18 protein-coding genes are annotated in these 15,776 nt (G+C 64.1%); 2 read left to right on the top strand and 16 right to left on the bottom strand.

What is annotated here, in order from left to right:
• Position 1: 1 nt before the first annotated feature.
• Genes AC5ZG5_RS09445 through yajC form a run of 5 tightly spaced genes read right to left on the bottom strand, consistent with a single transcriptional unit; the run spans position 2 to position 4,294 of the window.
• Positions 2-868 carry a phytoene/squalene synthase family protein gene (locus AC5ZG5_RS09445; RefSeq protein ID WP_456644351.1) on the bottom strand — a complete coding sequence of 289 codons (867 nt, stop codon included), beginning with the start codon at positions 866-868 and terminating at the stop codon, positions 2-4.
• On the bottom strand, positions 865-1,248 hold the full coding sequence (locus AC5ZG5_RS09440) for an Mth938-like domain-containing protein (protein WP_028165585.1): 384 nt from the start codon (positions 1,246-1,248) through the stop codon (positions 865-867). The genes AC5ZG5_RS09445 and AC5ZG5_RS09440 overlap by 4 nt, the downstream gene beginning before the upstream one ends.
• A 4-nt stretch (positions 1,249-1,252) precedes the next feature.
• The gene (gene secF / locus AC5ZG5_RS09435; RefSeq protein WP_456644352.1) at positions 1,253-2,278 is read right to left on the bottom strand and encodes a protein translocase subunit SecF; all 1,026 of its coding nucleotides are present in this window, start codon (positions 2,276-2,278) and stop codon (positions 1,253-1,255) included.
• A gap of 10 nt (positions 2,279-2,288) precedes the next feature.
• The gene (gene secD, locus AC5ZG5_RS09430) at positions 2,289-3,893 is read right to left on the bottom strand and encodes a protein translocase subunit SecD (RefSeq protein WP_456644353.1); all 1,605 of its coding nucleotides are present in this window, start codon (positions 3,891-3,893) and stop codon (positions 2,289-2,291) included.
• A 38-nt stretch (positions 3,894-3,931) separates the two neighbouring features.
• The gene (gene yajC, locus AC5ZG5_RS09425) at positions 3,932-4,294 is read right to left on the bottom strand and encodes a preprotein translocase subunit YajC (RefSeq protein WP_028165588.1); all 363 of its coding nucleotides are present in this window, start codon (positions 4,292-4,294) and stop codon (positions 3,932-3,934) included.
• Between the two features lie 183 nt (positions 4,295-4,477).
• Here yajC and AC5ZG5_RS09420 point away from each other — a divergent pair, with 183 nt between their 5' ends.
• Positions 4,478-5,449 carry an ATP-binding protein gene (locus tag AC5ZG5_RS09420; protein WP_456644354.1) on the top strand — a complete coding sequence of 324 codons (972 nt, stop codon included), beginning with the start codon at positions 4,478-4,480 and terminating at the stop codon, positions 5,447-5,449.
• A gap of 141 nt (positions 5,450-5,590) precedes the next feature.
• Here AC5ZG5_RS09420 and AC5ZG5_RS09415 read toward each other — a convergent pair whose 3' ends face one another.
• Both AC5ZG5_RS09415 and AC5ZG5_RS09410 read right to left on the bottom strand, forming a co-directional pair.
• A complete protein-coding gene (locus AC5ZG5_RS09415; RefSeq protein WP_456644355.1) occupies positions 5,591-6,985 on the bottom strand; it encodes a peptidoglycan DD-metalloendopeptidase family protein in 1,395 nt (464 codons plus the stop codon).
• A 110-nt stretch (positions 6,986-7,095) separates the two neighbouring features.
• Positions 7,096-7,746, bottom strand: a complete 651-nt coding sequence (locus AC5ZG5_RS09410; protein WP_456644356.1) for a protein-L-isoaspartate(D-aspartate) O-methyltransferase — start codon at positions 7,744-7,746, stop codon at positions 7,096-7,098.
• A gap of 290 nt (positions 7,747-8,036) precedes the next feature.
• On the opposite strand from AC5ZG5_RS09410, the gene AC5ZG5_RS09405 reads away from it, so the two are divergent.
• A complete protein-coding gene (locus AC5ZG5_RS09405) occupies positions 8,037-8,414 on the top strand; it encodes a response regulator (protein ID WP_028165592.1) in 378 nt (125 codons plus the stop codon).
• Between the two features lie 111 nt (positions 8,415-8,525).
• Here AC5ZG5_RS09405 and surE read toward each other — a convergent pair whose 3' ends face one another.
• From surE to nagZ, 9 genes are all read right to left on the bottom strand, one after another.
• On the bottom strand, positions 8,526-9,293 hold the full coding sequence (gene surE / locus AC5ZG5_RS09400) for a 5'/3'-nucleotidase SurE (protein ID WP_028165593.1): 768 nt from the start codon (positions 9,291-9,293) through the stop codon (positions 8,526-8,528).
• Between the two features lie 88 nt (positions 9,294-9,381).
• Positions 9,382-9,771, bottom strand: a complete 390-nt coding sequence (locus AC5ZG5_RS09395) for a hypothetical protein (protein WP_130226375.1) — start codon at positions 9,769-9,771, stop codon at positions 9,382-9,384.
• A 14-nt stretch (positions 9,772-9,785) separates the two neighbouring features.
• On the bottom strand, positions 9,786-11,129 hold the full coding sequence (gene serS / locus AC5ZG5_RS09390; RefSeq protein WP_456644357.1) for a serine--tRNA ligase: 1,344 nt from the start codon (positions 11,127-11,129) through the stop codon (positions 9,786-9,788).
• A 111-nt stretch (positions 11,130-11,240) separates the two neighbouring features.
• A complete protein-coding gene (gene tatC / locus AC5ZG5_RS09385) occupies positions 11,241-12,050 on the bottom strand; it encodes a twin-arginine translocase subunit TatC (protein ID WP_456644358.1) in 810 nt (269 codons plus the stop codon).
• Positions 12,047-12,577 carry a Sec-independent protein translocase protein TatB gene (tatB, locus tag AC5ZG5_RS09380; protein WP_456644359.1) on the bottom strand — a complete coding sequence of 177 codons (531 nt, stop codon included), beginning with the start codon at positions 12,575-12,577 and terminating at the stop codon, positions 12,047-12,049. Before tatB ends, tatC begins: the two co-directional genes overlap by 4 nt.
• Before the next feature lie 87 nt (positions 12,578-12,664).
• Positions 12,665-12,901: a twin-arginine translocase TatA/TatE family subunit gene (locus AC5ZG5_RS09375; RefSeq protein WP_028165598.1), complete on the bottom strand. Its 237-nt coding sequence runs from the start codon at positions 12,899-12,901 to the stop codon at positions 12,665-12,667.
• A 157-nt stretch (positions 12,902-13,058) separates the two neighbouring features.
• Positions 13,059-13,886, bottom strand: a complete 828-nt coding sequence (gene scpB / locus AC5ZG5_RS09370) for an SMC-Scp complex subunit ScpB (protein ID WP_456644360.1) — start codon at positions 13,884-13,886, stop codon at positions 13,059-13,061.
• Positions 13,887-13,907: 21 nt separating this feature from the next.
• Positions 13,908-14,738, bottom strand: coding sequence for a segregation and condensation protein A (locus AC5ZG5_RS09365; protein WP_455997429.1), 831 nt, complete (start codon positions 14,736-14,738; stop codon positions 13,908-13,910).
• On the bottom strand, positions 14,735-15,757 hold the full coding sequence (nagZ, locus tag AC5ZG5_RS09360) for a beta-N-acetylhexosaminidase (protein ID WP_456644361.1): 1,023 nt from the start codon (positions 15,755-15,757) through the stop codon (positions 14,735-14,737). Before nagZ ends, AC5ZG5_RS09365 begins: the two co-directional genes overlap by 4 nt.
• Between the last annotated feature and the right edge of the window lie 19 nt (positions 15,758-15,776).

The following is a 15,776-nucleotide window of genomic DNA, read 5'->3' as shown; positions in this document are numbered from 1 at the left end:
GTTAGCCGCCGAACTCCCGTCGCCGCGACGCCCGCCACGTGGTCCACAGGACCCGCAGCCGTGATGTGACCTGCAGGGCGAAGGGATTGCTGCCGGCCCGCGATATCCGCGCGAGATCGCGCTCGGCCAGTGCCAATGGCAGGAAGATCGGCCGCGTCGCCGGCGGGACCGTCGGCAGCAGCGAGAACGCGGTCTTCAGATGACTGCTCGCCTCACTGATGAGCTGGTCGATCGCCGCGCGCAGTTGGGGCGTCTGTTTGCCGGAGAACACGTCTTCGATTCCGCCGCCGTGCTGCTCAAGGAACTGCAGTGGCAGGAATAATTGCCGCCGCGAAGCATCGCGCGGCAATGCGGCGATCACTTGCGCGATACCTTGCGCGAGCCCGGCGTGCTGTGCGAGGTGATCGATCTCCTCGGAGGGTTGTGCCGTCACGCGCGCAGCGAGCGAGAACAGCGCCGAGGCGGTCTCGTTGAGATAGCCCTCGAGCGCCGCCATCGACGGCATCGGATCGTTGTAGAGATCGAACTGGTGCTCCTCGACCAGCCGCGACAGCGGCTCAACGGGCAGCCGGAAACTCCTGATCGCGAGCAGCAGTTCCGCAGCCACCGGGTTGCCTTCGACGCTGCCATGGCCGCTGCCTGCGAGCATGTCGGTCCACCATTGCAGGCGTATCTCGCCGGGCAAGGGTTGGCTGACCAGCTCATGAACGCGGGAAATTTCGGTGTTGAAGGCGTAGATCGCGAGCAGCGCGCGGCGTTCGCGCGCCGGCACGAACAGCGTGGAGGCATAGCGCGCGAAATCATGCGTGCGCACCAGGTCGGCGCAGAATGCCGCGGCGTCCGTGCGGCCGGACCCGGACTCGGTCATGGCACCGCAATCAGCGCCGCCGCCACCCGCCGACGCTCGCCCAACATGATGTTGTAGGTGCGGATCGCAGGCCCCGTCTGCATCGTATCCAACACCACATGCACCGCGCGCAAGGCATCCCGCAGCGCCTTGGGCGCTATCCATACTTCGGTGCCGGTGCCGACGATCAGCGTGTCGATGATGTTGGCCTTCGCGAACACACGTTCGAGCGAGTATCGGTCGATCTGCTGCGGCGTCGTCACCGGCCAGGCCCAGATGCCATCGGGCAGGCAGAGCAGCGAGCCCCGATGCGACATGTCGGCAAAGGCGAAGCCGCCCTTGCCGTAGGCCTCGATCGGCGCCGACCTCGGAAGATGTGGAGCGTCCGAGGATTGAGCCATGGAGCTACTTCTTGACCGCTGCTTCCGGCTTCCTGGCCGGCGTTTCCGTCGCGTCGCCGCGTACGGTGCCCACGCCGAGATAGATCAGGATCGGCGCCGCGATGAAGATCGAGGTGTAGGTGCCGACCAGCACCACGCCGAACATCATCACCGCAGTGAAGCTGTGGATGGCGTTGCCACCAAACAGCAGCAGCGCCAGCAGCGCGAGCGTCACGGTGACGTGAGTGATGATCGAGCGCGACAGCGTCGAGTTGATCGATTCGTTGAGGAGCTGCGGCATCGGCATCTTCTTGTAACGCCGCAGCATCTCGCGGATCCGGTCGTAGATCACGACCGTATCATTGAGCGAATACCCGAGAATCGTCAGCAGCGCGGCGATACTGGTGAGGTCGAAATCGACCTGCGAGACCGACATGAAGCCGATCGTCAGCACGATATCGTGGACGTTGGCGATCATGGCGCCGAGCGCGAACTGCCATTCGAAGCGGAACCAGAGATAGATCAGGATGCCGACGATCGCGACCATCAGGCCGAGCATGCCGTAAGCCAGCAGTTCGCCGGAGACGCGCGGGCCCACCACCTCGACGCGGCGATATTCGACGGAATCGCCGAGCGCGCCGCGGACCTTCTGCACGGCCTCCTGCTGGGCGCTGTCGCCGCCGGGCTGCTCCGCGACGCGGATCAAGACGTTGGCCGGCCCGCCGAACTGCTGCAACTGGACCTCACCGAGGTTCAAGGTACTGAGCGTGGCGCGCATCGCGGCGATATCGGCGTTGCCGGATTTGGCCTGCACTTCCAGCAGCGTGCCGCCCCGGAAGTCGATGCCGAAATTCAGGCCGTGGGTGAAGAACAGCGTGATCGCGATGATCGAGAGCACCGCCGAGATCGGGAAGCTGATGCGGCGGAAGCGCGTGAAATCGAAATGCGTGTTGTCCGGGACGATGCGCAGCGGCGGCAGGAGGCCGAGCGCGGCGACGACGGTCAGCACGGCGATCAGGATGCCAAGGCCAATGAGAACGTAATGAGTCACAACAGGCCTCTCAGATCGGCACGGTCTTTTGCGGCCGCTTCCACCACACCCACCACGCGACGATCAGCCGCGTGAGCGTAAACGCGGTGAAGACCGTGGTAATGATGCCGATCCCGAGCGTGACGGCAAAGCCGCGCACCGGGCCGGTACCGATGTAGAACAGCACCGCAGCGGCGATGAAGGTGGTGATGTTGGAGTCGAGAATGGTCGCAAGCGCACGCTTGAAGCCGGCATCGATCGCCGAGATCGCGTTGCGCCCGCCCCGCAATTCCTCGCGGATACGCTCATAGATCAGCACGTTGGAGTCCACCGCGATGCCGACCGTGAGCACGATGCCGGCGATGCCGGGCAGCGTCAGCGTGGCGTTCAAAAGCGACAACAGGCCAAAGATCATCGCGACGTTGACGGCCACGGCGACGTTGGCGAACACGCCGAACAGCCGATACGTCAGAAGCATGAACACGATGACCAGGATCGAGCCGACATAGGCCGCCAGTTCGCCCTTCTCGATGGAATCCTGGCCGAGCCCCGGCCCGACCGTGCGCTCCTCGATCACGGTCAGCGGCGCCGGCAGCGCGCCGGCGCGCAAGAGGATCGCGAGATCGTTGGCGGACTGGACCGTAAAGCTGCCGGAGATCTGGCCCTGGCCGCCGGTGATCGGCTCACGGATCACGGGCGCGGAGATCACCTCATTGTCGAGGATGATGGCGAAGGGCTGGCCGACATTCTCGGTCGTGGCCTGGGCAAATTTCCGTGCGCCGGAGGTGTTGAATCGGAAACTGACGATCGGCTCGCCGGTGCGCTGGTCGAATCCCGGCTGCGCGTCGGTCAGGTCGCCGCCGGAGACCAGCACCTGTTTCTTGACGACGTACGGGATCTTCGGCGTCGACGCGCTCATCAGCAGTTCGGAATCAGGCGGAACCCTGCCCTGCTGGGCCTGGTCGGGCGGCACCGAGGTGTCGACCATCCGGAATTCCATCTTCGCGGTCTTGCCGAGCAGTTCCTTCAGACGTGTCGGGTCCTGCAGACCCGGCACCTGCACCAGGATGCGGTCGGTGCCCTGGCGCTGGATCACCGGCTCGACGGTGCCAAGCTGGTTGACGCGGCGTTCGACGATCTGGATCGACTGCTCGATCGTCTGGCGGATGCGCTCGGTGATGGCAGCCTGCGGCACGGTCAGGCGGATCAGCCCGCCGCCCGCATCGGACACTTCGAGGCTGCGCTGGCCGCTGGAACCAAGCAAGCCGCCGAGCGGCTGCGAGAGCTCACGCAACTTGGAGAGCGCGGTCGGCAGGTCGGTATCGCGGCTGATCCGTACCTCCACGGCATCGTTGCGCGCGTTGAGACCGGTGTAGCCGATCTTGGCGTCGCGCAGCACGCGCCGCGCGTCGTCGCGGATCTGGTCGAGCTTCTCTTTCTTCACATAGTTGGAATCGACCTCGAGCAGCAGATAGGAGCCGCCCTGCAGGTCGAGGCCGAGCACCAGGCGCCGCTGCGCCCACCCCGGCCAGGTCTTGACCTGCGATTCCGGGAAAAAGTTCGGCACGGCGCAAAGGCACACCACGAGCGCCGTGAGGATGATCCCCAGCGCCTTCCACCGCGTGAAATACAACATCGCCTTGACCTGTCAGATCGAAAATTGCGGCGCGACGATCACTTCGCGGATGTCTCGTCCTTGGCCTCGGCTTTTTCCTTCGCCGGCTCGCCCTTGGTGCGCACGCCCGAGATCATCTGCCGCATCTGCCGCACGCGGACGCCATCGGAGATTTCGAACTCGATCTGGTCGTCGTCGACCACCTTGGTCACCTTGCCGACGAGGCCACCCGAGGTCACGATGGTGTCGCCGCGGCGAATGTTTTTGACGAGCTCGGCATGGTCTTTCACCTTCTTCTGCTGCGGGCGCAGAATCAGGAAGTACATGATCACGAAGATCAGGGCGAACGGCAGAAGCGACATCAACATGCTGTTGGCATCGCCGCCGGCTCCGGCCTGGGCAAACGCAGGAGTAATCAGCATTCGGACAATCCTCGTGAGACGGGAAAAGGACCGGCGACGCCTGGCGCGTCAAGCCCGGTCCGGGCAAATTCGCGCGGACTATAGCGGCGGCCGGCCCAATTGCAACGTTAACAGCCCCTCATTTAGGCCGCTTGCGGCAACCGCCAAGGCCCGTTAAAGGCTGCCCCCTCAGGAACTGCGCAAATGTCGAAAAAAGCCAAAAAATCAGCGCCTCGCGCCATGCCCAAACTGGCCTCCAAAGGCCCCCGCAAAACCGCGACAAAAGGTCCGGCAAGCGCGCCCAACGGCGACACCGCGGAGCGGATCGCGAACGCCCTGGAAGCGATCGCGCGCCACCTCTCCGCCGCCGCCCCGGCCTCCGATGCAAGCGAGCAGCTTGGTGCGGCCGATGCTTTCGTCTGGCATCCGGACGGACGGCTCTCGAACGTCGCCCGCGTCAGCCGCGTCGAGATCTTCCTGCTCAAGGGGATCGACCGGATGCGCGACATCCTGATCGAAAATACCGAGCGCTTTGCCAACGGGCTGCCCGCCAACAACGCGCTGCTCTGGGGCGCGCGCGGCATGGGGAAATCCTCGCTGGTGAAGGCCGCACATGCCAGCATCAATCTCGACCGCAAGCCCGCGGACCGGTTGAAGCTGATCGAGATCCATCGCGAGGATATCGAGAGCCTGCCGATGCTGATGGAAGTGCTGCGCGCCTCCGATTTCCGCTTCATCGTGTTCTGCGACGACCTCTCCTTCGACGGCAACGACGCCTCGTACAAGTCGCTGAAGGCGGTGCTGGAAGGTGGCATCGAGGGACGTCCCGAGAACGTCATCCTCTATGCCACGTCCAACCGCAGGCATTTGCTCGCGCGCGAGATGATCGAGAACGAGCGCTCCACTGCGATCAATCCCGGCGAAGCGGTCGAAGAGAAGGTCTCATTGTCCGACCGCTTCGGCCTGTGGCTCGGCTTCCACCGCTGCAGCCAGGATGAATACCTCGCCATGGTCAGAGGCTATTGCGACCATTTCGGCATCAAGGTCGATGGCGAGGAATTGGAGCGCGAGGCGCTGGAATGGTCGACCACCCGCGGCTCCCGCTCCGGCCGCGTCGCCTGGCAGTTCACGCAGGAATTGGCCGGCCGGCTTGGCGTGAGGCTAGCGGGCAAGTAAGGCGCCCAGCATGGCGCGCAGAGCAGGCCAAGATTTCGATCGTCCTACGCGGGGTTTCACCCGCGTATCCATCGATCTTCACAAAAGCGCTTTGTTCAAAGATGGATTGCCGGGTCAGGCCCGGCAATGACGAAGACGGCCTCACGCGCCGTTGAGGAATTGCAGCGGATCGACCGGCGATGATCCCTTGCGGATCTCGAAGTGAAGCTGCGGCGAGCTCACCTCTCCCGACTGGCCCGACTTGGCGATCACCTGGCCGCGCTTGATCGTATCGCCGCGCTTCACCAGCAGCTCACTGGCATGGGCATAAGCGGTGACGTAGCCGTTCGAGTGCCGCACCAGGACCAGGTTGCCATAGCCCTTCAATTCGTTGCCGGAATAGGCGACCACGCCATCCTCGGCGGCCTTCACCGGCGTGCCCTCGGGCACCGCGAGGTTGATGCCGTCATTGGATTTGCCGTTGGTCTTGGCGCCATAGCCGGTGATCACCTTGCCGCGGGCCGGCCAGCGAAAGGTCGGCAACGAGCTCGTGGTCTCGCTGGGCTTGACCGCCACCGGTTCCGCGGCCTGAGCAGGCGCTTCGACATTCGCCGCGGGCTGAACCAGCCGGGCGCTTTGCGGCTGGGCGGTCGCAACCACCTTCGATGCCGGAGCGGCTGGCGCGGCAGCGGGAGCCGGCGCAACTGCCGGCGCCGTGGGCGCGGCCGCAGCGGTCTTGGCGCCCGGGACGGTCAGCTTCATGCCTAGGCTGAGCCTGGCCGACTGATCGAGATGGTTGGCCTTGGCAAGCTCGGCCGGCGAGACGTGATGCTGGCGCGCGATGCTGTGCAGCGTGTCGCCCTTGTTGACGTAATGGACGCCTCCGACCGTGGCTGCGACCGCGACCGGCTTGCTTGCCGGCGGCGCCACGGCAGGTGCCGGCGCCGCCACAACGGCAGCCGGACGCGGGATGACAAGCTGCTGGCCGGGCGACAGCGCGCGCGGCCCTTTGTAGCCGTTGGCGCGCAGGATCTCGGCTGTCGAGACGTTGTAGCGCTTCGACAGCACTTCCAGCGTATCGCTGGTGCCGACGATGATGGTAGTGCCGCCATGGCCTGCGGGCGCGCGCGCCACCGACTGCGGCACGGCGGCAGTCGTCTCAAGACGCTGCTGCTGGGGCGCCTCAAGGCGCGGCGGTTGTTGTGGCGGCGCATAGGATGCCACGCCCCGCCCGCCCCCTGATACGCCGGAGTTCGAGACCGGATAGGATTGCGGCGCAGCAACCGGCGGCGGCAGCGGCTGGGACTGATAGGGCTGGGACTGCGAATAGGGCGATTGCGGCCGCGCATATTGCGGCAACTCACGCCGCTCGACCGGCTGCTGCGGCACAGAGCCGGTCGCCTGGGGCTCGAAGGCGAAAGGATTGCTGGAATAGGAGTTTTGCGAGAAGCGCGTCGACATGTCGCCGCTGCACCCGGCAAAACCAACCGACATCAGCGCCAGCACCGTCACCTGCGGGACGCGGCGCGAGCGAAGCAACTCGACAAGAGCGGACATGGTTACTCACTCGTACGCAACAAAATACTGTTTTGAGTAAACACGTACCGAGTAAATAACCGCTTAACCTTCGGAATAAGGTATTGGCGCGAGGCAGCAATCCCCAGACTCTACAGTTCCCGCGCCACCCCCGGCAGGGCCGGCACGAAGCGCACGTCGACCAGTTCCTTGCGCTCGAAGCCGGTCTCGGTCCTGGTCACCCGCACCAAGGTCTGGGTACCATGGTGTGGGCCGACCGGCGCGATCAGGATGCCGCCGACCTCGAGCCGCTGCAAAAGCTTCTCCGGAATTTGCTCCATCGCGGCGGTGACGATGATGCGGTCGAAATCGCCGCCCCCGGCAGGCACGTCGAAGCCGTCGCCAAGCATGACCTCGATATTGTGGTAGCCAAGCTTCTCCAGCCGCTGGCGGGCCGTATCGGCCAATGTCCGATAGCGCTCGATGGTCAGCACATGCTTGCACAGCCGTGAGAGGACCGCGGCATGGTAGCCGGAGCCGGTGCCGATCTCGAGCACCCGGTGCTCCCGGTTGAGTTGGAGCTGTTCGGTCATGTAGGCGACCACGAAGGGCTGGCTGATGGTCTGCCCGCAGGCAATGCCGAGCGCGCTGTCGCGGTAAGCATGGTCGCGGTCATTGGCCGCGACAAACCGCTCACGCGGCACCTCCTCCATCGCACGAAGCACCGACTGGTCGCTGATGCCGCGCCGCCTCAGCGCGAGCTGAAACATCATTTTCTCGGGCGGCTCAGATGTGCTGGCCATAGCGGGTCTCGTAAGCTTGCTGCGCGGCGCGGTTGCCGAGCACGATCCTAACCGATTAATGCCACACCAACTCGAAATCCCGCGTTGAGGAAAATTTCCCTCACGATCGCGTTCCCTCCCCGGAACCATAGCCATGGCGCGGCGTTGGCGAGCAAGTATTTTTATTACCCATATGATCGGCAACGACGCATGATCGAGGCTCTGTGAGGGCGAGCATGAGCGCGAACGTTTACGTTGCGCCTGCGGGAGATATTTGCGAACGTGGCGCAGGGACAGGCAAGGATTCCGACATGACTACCGCACGGCCTGAGGGCTGTTCTGTGTTTCTCGTCGAGGACGAGGTCATGATCCGGATGATGGTCGCCGACATGCTGGAAGAGCTGGGTCACAGCGTTGCGGCCGAGGCCGGGGAAATTTCAGAAGCGGTCAAGCTCGCGCAATCGACTGAGTTCGACCTCGCGATCCTCGACGTTAATGTCAACGGCAAGGTAATCACGCCCGTCGCCGAATTGATCAACGCGCGCAACCGCCCCTTCATTTTCGCGACCGGATATGGCTCGTCAGGCCTGCCGGAGGAATACCGCGATCGGCCCGCGCTGCAGAAGCCATTCCAGCTTGAAACGCTCGCCCAACTGATCGACAGCACGCTGAAGAGCGCGCCGGTTTAGCATCGAATCCGTAGCCCGGATGAAGCGAAGCGTAATCCGGGAATCCCTCGCGCAGGGATACGCCGGCCCCGGATTGCGCTTCGCTTCATCCGGGCTACAAAGCTACGAACCCTATTTCAGCGTCGACGTCAGCGTTTCCGAAAACGCTTCATCGGTGCGGTCAAGCCGTAGCGGTGTCACCGACACGTAGTGCGCCCTGAGCGCCGCGAGATCGGTGCCTTCCGCGGGCGTATCCATCATCGCCGTGCGCTCAAAGCCGATCCAGAAATATGGATTGCCGCGGCCGTCGCGGCGCTCGTCGATCTTCAGGAAACCGAGATTGCGCTTGCCCTGCCGGGTGACGCGGATGCCCTTGACGTCGTCAGGCACGCAGGCCGGAAAATTGACATTGATCACCGTGTTCTTGGGGATGCCGGCATCCATCACCCTGCGCACGATGTCGGGGCCGAATTGCAGCGCCGTGTCCCAGAGCGGCTTTTCACGGGTCTCGATGCTGAATTCCTGCGACAGCGCGAACGACGGCAAGCCCAGAATGGTGCCCTCGAGCGCGCCGGCGATGGTGCCGGAATAGACCACGTCCTCGGCGACGTTGCGGCCCTTGTTGACGCCCGACAACACGAGATCCGGCAGTTTGGCCCCGAGGATATGGCGTGCGCCCATGATCACGCAGTCCGTCGGCGTACCCCTGACGGCGAAGTGCCGCGGGCCGATCTCGCGCAGCCGCAAGGGATCGTTCAGCGACAGCGAATGCGATACGCCGGACTGGTCGAGCTCGGGCGCCACGACCCAGACATCGTCGGACAAAGCGCGCGCGATCTGCTCGACGACCTTCAACCCGGGCGCGTGGATGCCGTCATCATTGGTGCAGAGAATTCGCATCCGTCAAAATGCCCTGTTCGATCGCCTGTCTTGCCAAAGGTCTTAACCGGCAAACGCCGCAGAGGCAAACCCGGTAACTTGCGGGTTGTTACTGCTTCATCCGGACTCGCCAGGGACGCAGGAATTTGGCGCTGCCGGCGATCCGAAGCTGAGATCCAGTGGTTTTCCGCGGTGGCGGCTCAACGGCACCAGCCGTTGCAACCTCCGCTTTCCCGGCGACCGACGCGTCGGGCGCCACGTCGACCTGAGCGGGTGCCGGCGGTTTCGTGTGGCGCTGCCGCGCGACCCAAAGCCCTTTGCCGAAATCGACCGGATCGAACCATTTCTGCGCGCCCAGATCGCCCGCGAGCCCCTCGTCCCAGAGCCTCGCGATCTCGATATCGAACTTTCCCTCGTGCCTTTGATCGATGAGCTGCATCCCGAAACCGGTGACGGCCCATTGCCGTCCGATCCAGTAGATGTCGCGATGCAGCGCCATCTTGCAGATTCACTTCACTTGTCGTGCTCGATCACTTTCAAGCCGCCCATATAGGGCTGCAGCACGTCGGGAACGGCAATCGAGCCGTCCTGCTGCTGATAGTTTTCCATCACGGCGATCAGCGCTCGGCCGACCGCGGTGCCGGAGCCGTTCAGCGTATGCACGAAGCGCGGCTTGCCATCGCCGGCGCGATAGCGCGCAGCCATTCGCCGGGCCTGGAAATCGCCGCAGACCGAACAGCTCGAGATTTCACGATAGGCGCCACCATCGCCCTGACCTGAAAATTGTCCCGGCATCCAGACTTCGATGTCGTAGGTCTTCTGCGCGGAAAAGCCCATATCGCCGGCGCACAGCGTCATCACGCGATAATGCAGATCGAGCTGACGCAGCACTTCCTCGGCGCAGGCCAGCATGCGCTCATGTTCGTCGCGGCTGGTCTCCGGCGTCGTGATCGAGACCAGCTCGACCTTCGTGAACTGGTGCTGGCGGATCATGCCGCGCGTGTCGCGGCCGGCGGCGCCCGCTTCGGCGCGGAAGCAGGGCGTGAGCGCGGTCAGCCGCATCGGCAACTCTTTTTCGTCGACGATGGATTCGCGGACCAAGTTGGTCAGCGAGACTTCGGCGGTCGGGATCAATCCGAGACGTTCGCTCTTCAGCCGCTCTTCACCGGCCGTCAGCAGTTCGCCCTTGATCGCCCAGAACTGATCGTCTTCAAATTTCGGCAATTGCCCGGTGCCGAACATCACCTCATTGCGCACCAGCAGCGGCGGATTGATTTCGGTGTAGCCGTGCTCATTGGTGTGCAGGTCGAGCATGAATTGCCCGATCGCCCGCTCCAACCGCGCCAATCCCTTCTTCAGCACGACGAAGCGTGCGCCCGACAATTTCGCGGCCGCCTCGAAATCCATGTAGCCGAGAGCGCCGCCGAGATCGTCATGCGGCTTCGGCGCGAAGCCGTACTGCCGCGGTGCGCCGAATACGTGGTGCTGCACGTTGCCGTGCTCGTCGACGCCATCAGGCACATCCTGTGCCGGCAGGTTCGGAAGCGCGGCGAGTTGCGTGTTCAGCTCCTCATCGGCAACTTTTGCGGCGGCCTCGAGCTCCGGCAGCGAGGTCTTGAGGTCGGCGACTTCAGCCATCAGCTTGGCAGCGCGCGCCTCGTCCTTCGCCTTCTTGGCTTCGCCAATCTCCTTGGACGCCGCATTGCGCCGCGCCTGCGCCTGCTCGGACGCCAGAATTGCCGCGCGGCGCCTCTCGTCGATTGCCAGCAGCGACGGCGACAGGGGCGCAAAGCCGCGCCGGCTCATTGCGGCGTCGAAAGCTTCGGGGTTGTCGCGGATCGCTTTGATGTCGTGCATGACCACATTCCTACGTCATGGCCGGGCTTGTCCCGGCCATCCACGCCTCGATTGCACGGTCTGTAAAAGACGTGGATGCCCGGGACAAGCCCGGGCATGACGAATAACGCCCTACTCCGCCGGATTGGCGGCGTTGGGTGCGCCGCCGGTCGAGGCTTGGGAGGCGGCTGCCTTCTTTTCCACCATGCGCACGGCGATGATCGCGCCCTCATAGAGCGCCAGCAATGGGATCGCGAGCGAGGCCTGGCTCAGCACGTCCGGCGGGGTCAGGACCGCGGCAATGATGAAAGCGATGACGATGAAATAGCGCCGCTTCTCGCGCAGCATCTTCGACGTCACGATGCCGATGCGGCCGAGCAGCGTCAGGATCACCGGAAGCTGGAACGCGATGCCGAAGGCGAAGATCAGCGACATCATCAGCGACAGATACTCGCCGACCTTCGGCAGGAGCTGGATCTGCGCCGTCTCCGCGCCGCCCATCTGCTGCATGCCGAGCGAGAACCGCACCAGCATCGGCAACACCACGAAATAGACCAGCATCGCACCAGCCACGAAGAACACGGGGGTCGCGATCAGGTATGGCAGAAACGCGTTGCGCTCGTGCCGATAGAGGCCGGGCGCGACGAACTTGTAGATCTGGGTGGCGACGATCGGGAACGAGATGAAGCCGGCGCCAAACAGCGCAAGCTTGAGCTGGGTGATGAAATATTCCAGCAGCGCGGTGTAGATGAACTTCGAATTCTCAGGCCCTGCGACCCAGACGAACGGCCACACCAGCACGTTGTAGATCTGCTTGGCGAAGAAGAAGCAGAAGATGAACGCCACGCCGAATCCGAGCAGCGCCTTGATCAGCCGCGAGCGCAGCTCGATCAAGTGGTCCATCAACGGCGCCTTGCTGGCTTCGATGTCTTCGGCGCTCATGACGCTTTCGCGCTCTTTTGCATGTCGGGCACCTCAGGCGTGTCCTGCGGCGCTGCCGGCTCAGCTTCTTTGACGATCGCGAGCGGCTCGTTTGCCGCCGCGTGCGCCTCGGCTTCAACAAAGGTCTCCGGCGTGGGCGCTGCCGGCGTCGTTGGAATGACCGGCGTATCACTTTCCGATGCCGGCGGCAGAGCGGCCGGCGCATCCGCAGCCTTGACCTCCGGGGGCTTCTCGATGTCGCCGATCTGCATGGCGTCGTTGACGTCCTTCTGCAGCGACGTCATGACGTTATTGCTGGTAAAGCCCGTGGCGGCTTCCTTGACTTCGTCGAAGCTCTTCTTGAGATCGGCCATCTCGGCCTCGCGCATGGCCTCCTGGAACTGGCCCTGGAATTCGGCGGCCATCCGGCGCGCCTTGCCCATCCACTGGCCCACCATCCGCAGCACACCGGGGAGCTCTTTCGGGCCGATGGCGATCAGCGCGACGACCGCGATGACGAGCAGTTCACTCCACCCGATATCGAACATGAAAGATTCCGCTCACGCGCAAATGGCCCCCCGCCCTTCTAACAGGATTTGGGGGCGCGCGCGGTTTTTCTCAACGGGACGTCTAACTTAGACGGCCTTGCTGCCGACGTCCGACCGCGCTGCCGACGGCGCCGCGTTGTGATCGATGGTCTTCACCGGCTCGGCGGGCTTTTCTGCAGTCTTGTCATCGTCCTGCATGCCCTTCTTGAAGGCCTTGATCCCCTGCGCGACATCGCCCATCAGGTCGGAAATCTTGCCGCGACCAAACAGCAGCAGGACCACTGCGATCACCACGATCCAGTGCCAAATGCTAAGCGAACCCATCCTGCAAACCCTCCAAAGACGACCGGCGCACCGGCCTAAGCTTCGAGCGGAAAGTAGGCCCGCGGGGCGTCAAAAACAAGGACTCAAGCCGCGGCAAATCGCTGTCGCGGCTACGCAATATTGCTACCGTTAACCTACGGCGTTCCGGCTGCGGAGGTTAGGCTGAATCCTTGCCATCATCCTCTGAAGCGCCACCGCCCTCTGAATCCGTATCCTTGGCGGCGCCCTCCGAGTCCGAATCCTTGCTGGCGCCCTCTGAGTCCGAATCCTTGCCACTGCCCTCCTCGGGCTCGGCAACCGGCGCCAGGAACAGTTCCAGATTGTCGCCGGGCTCGAGTGGATCCTCGTCCTCACGAAGCGTCGGATCGTCCGATGGCGTCGGAACATTGAAGCCGGAGGGCAGGCGCGAATCCAAGAGACCGGTTCCCTTCAGTTCGTCGAGACCCGGCAGGTCGCCGAGCGCCTCCAGGCTGAACTGCGAGAGGAACGCTTCCGTCGTGCCGAAGGTGAGCGGCCGTCCCGGCGTCTTGCGGCGCCCGCGGGGGCGGATCCAACCGGTTTCCAGGAGCACGTCGAGCGTGCCCTTGGAGGTGACCACGCCGCGGATCTCCTCGATCTCGGCGCGGGTCACCGGCTGGTGATAGGCGACGATCGCCAGCACCTCGATCGCCGCGCGCGACAGTTTTTTCGTCTCTGTGGTCTCGCGCGTCATCAGCCAGGCGAGATCGCCTGCAGTGCGGAAGGTCCATTTGTTGGCAACGCGCACCAGATTGACCCCGCGCGGGGCGTATTCCGCCTGCAGTTGCGCCAGCGCAGCCTTGAGGTCGACGCCCTCGGGCATGCGCTTGGCTAAGGTGGCCTGGTCGATCGGCTCGGCGGAGGCAAACAGCAGGGCTTCCAGAACCCGCAATTCCTCGGGCCGCGCCTGCGGATCGGTGACGTGCTCCTCGGCATCTTCCATGCGCTTTTCCGCCAGGCTTGCCATGGCTCGGTCTCCTTCTTCCACTTACTCGGCCGTAAGGTCCGGCGCGGTGGCACCGGGCACTTGCGGCAAACGCTTACGAAAATAGAGCGGCGCAAACGCTCGGCTCTGGTTCAGTTCCATCTCGCCTTCCCGCACCAATTCCAGCGCGGCAGCGAAACTCGACGCGAACACGGTCGCCCGCTGCGACGGTTCGACGACGTAGTTCATCAGGTACTCGTCGAGGCAGCTCCAGTTCTCGCTATCGGCCGCACCAACCAGCCGTTCCAGCGAGGCACGCGCCTCGGAGAGCGACCACACCGTGCGCTTGGCCAGATGTACGCTGGCCAATACCCGCTGCTGGCGCTGCGTGGCGTAGGCCGTGAGCAGGTCGTAGAGCGTCGCTGTGAACTTGGGATGCTTGATCTCGGCGATCGACTCCGGATTGCCGCGCGGGAAGATATCGCGCTGGAACTGCGGCCGGTTCATCAGCCGGTTCGCCGCTTCCCGAATCGCCTCAAGCCGCCGCAGCCGGTTGGCGAGCGCGGTCGCCATCTCCTCGGCGCTCGGCCCTTCCGCCGCCGGCGGCTCCGGCAACAGCAGTCGTGATTTCAAGTAGGCGAGCCAGGCCGCCATGACCAGATAATCGGCGGCAAGCTCCAGCCGGATCTTCCGCGCCGCCTCGATGAACTGCAGGTACTGGTCGGCGAGCGCCAGGATCGAGATCTTGGCCAGGTCGACCTTTTGCTGCCGCGCGAGCGTCAGCAGGAGGTCGAGCGGGCCCTCATAGCCACCGACGTCGACCACCAGGGCCGGCTCGTCCTCGCTGACTTCAGCCGGCCGGCCGGTCTCAAACGACAGAATTTCTGCGGTCATGCCGTACCTACTTGTCCTATCAAGGCATCCAGTTCGGCCCGTGCCGCCAGCCGGTCGAACGGAAGCGGCGGTTTCCGTGCTGCCAGCGCGCGCTTAGCGCGCTCGAGCGCTTCGCCGGTCAGTTCCGGCGCCTCGCGCGCAACTTCGCGCATCTCGTCGAGCTTGCCGTTGCAGTGCAGGACCATGTCGCAGCCTGCGCTGATGATCGCCCGGGTCCGCTCTGCGATCGATCCCGAGAGCGCGTTCATCGACACGTCATCACTCATTAACAAACCCTGGAACCCGATACCGTCGCGAATCACCTGTTGGATGATTGTCGCAGAAGTCGTCGCCGGTTGGGCGGGGTCCAGCGCGCTAAACACAACATGTGCAGTCATCGCCATCGGCAGGTCCGCAAGCGGCCGGAACGCCGCAAAGTCGGTCCGTTCCAGCTCGGACCTCACCGTATCAACGGTCGGCAGCCGGAAATGAGTGTCCGCCGTGGCCCGTCCATGACCTGGTATATGTTTCAGTACCGGTAAAATACCACCCTGCTCCAGTCCGTCGGTAACGGCGCGGGCGATGGCGGCGACCTTGGCCGGATCAGTTCCATAGGCGCGGTTGCCGATCACGGCGTCGGCGCCCTCAACCGGCACATCCGCCAGCGGCAGGCAGTCGACGGTGATCCCGAGAGCACCCAAATCGGCGGCAATCAGCCTCGCGCTGAGCCGCGCCGCGGCAAGCCCGAGCTGCGAATCGCGATCGTACAGCGCTCCAAACGCCGCTCCAGCGGGATAAACGGGCCAATGGGGCGGTCCAAGCCGCTGCACTCGGCCGCCCTCCTGGTCGATCAGGACCGGCGCGTCGGCTCGACCTGCGACGGAGCGGCATTCACGAACAAGTGCAGATACTTGATCGGGAGTTTCGACGTTCCGTTTGAATAAGATGAAGCCCCATGGCCGCTCGGCGCGAATGAACTCGCGCTCGGCATCGGTCAGCTCAAACCCGGATACGCCGGTGATGAATGCTCGGTTTACCATGCGGCCGATTAGGCCGCAT

It is taken from the genome of Bradyrhizobium sp. Ses1, assembly GCF_059512365.1.
Note: the sequence above shows the minus strand (reverse complement) of the source record. Positions and strands in the feature narration are given on the sequence as shown.

Bases quoted from the DNA above. Each gene is read 5' to 3' on its own strand.
- AC5ZG5_RS09395 (WP_130226375.1), bottom strand. From the start codon at position 9,771: ATGGCGCTGCATCGCGACATCTACTGGATCGGACGGCAATGGGCCGTC.
- AC5ZG5_RS09375 (WP_028165598.1), bottom strand. From the start codon at position 12,901: ATGGGTTCGCTTAGCATTTGGCACTGGATCGTGGTGATCGCAGTGGTC.
- AC5ZG5_RS09365 (WP_455997429.1), bottom strand. From the start codon at position 14,738: ATGACCGCAGAAATTCTGTCGTTTGAGACCGGCCGGCCGGCTGAAGTC.
- AC5ZG5_RS09415 (WP_456644355.1), bottom strand. From the start codon at position 6,985: ATGTCCGCTCTTGTCGAGTTGCTTCGCTCGCGCCGCGTCCCGCAGGTG.
- scpB (WP_456644360.1), bottom strand. From the start codon at position 13,886: ATGGCAAGCCTGGCGGAAAAGCGCATGGAAGATGCCGAGGAGCACGTC.
- AC5ZG5_RS09445 (WP_456644351.1), bottom strand. From the start codon at position 868: ATGACCGAGTCCGGGTCCGGCCGCACGGACGCCGCGGCATTCTGCGCC.
- AC5ZG5_RS09440 (WP_028165585.1), bottom strand. From the start codon at position 1,248: ATGGCTCAATCCTCGGACGCTCCACATCTTCCGAGGTCGGCGCCGATC.
- AC5ZG5_RS09420 (WP_456644354.1), top strand. From the start codon at position 4,478: ATGTCGAAAAAAGCCAAAAAATCAGCGCCTCGCGCCATGCCCAAACTG.
- yajC (WP_028165588.1), bottom strand. From the start codon at position 4,294: ATGCTGATTACTCCTGCGTTTGCCCAGGCCGGAGCCGGCGGCGATGCC.
- nagZ (WP_456644361.1), bottom strand. From the start codon at position 15,757: ATGGTAAACCGAGCATTCATCACCGGCGTATCCGGGTTTGAGCTGACC.
- serS (WP_456644357.1), bottom strand. From the start codon at position 11,129: ATGCACGACATCAAAGCGATCCGCGACAACCCCGAAGCTTTCGACGCC.
- tatC (WP_456644358.1), bottom strand. From the start codon at position 12,050: ATGAGCGCCGAAGACATCGAAGCCAGCAAGGCGCCGTTGATGGACCAC.
- AC5ZG5_RS09410 (WP_456644356.1), bottom strand. From the start codon at position 7,746: ATGGCCAGCACATCTGAGCCGCCCGAGAAAATGATGTTTCAGCTCGCG.
- surE (WP_028165593.1), bottom strand. From the start codon at position 9,293: ATGCGAATTCTCTGCACCAATGATGACGGCATCCACGCGCCCGGGTTG.
- AC5ZG5_RS09405 (WP_028165592.1), top strand. From the start codon at position 8,037: ATGACTACCGCACGGCCTGAGGGCTGTTCTGTGTTTCTCGTCGAGGAC.
- tatB (WP_456644359.1), bottom strand. From the start codon at position 12,577: ATGTTCGATATCGGGTGGAGTGAACTGCTCGTCATCGCGGTCGTCGCG.
- secD (WP_456644353.1), bottom strand. From the start codon at position 3,893: ATGTTGTATTTCACGCGGTGGAAGGCGCTGGGGATCATCCTCACGGCG.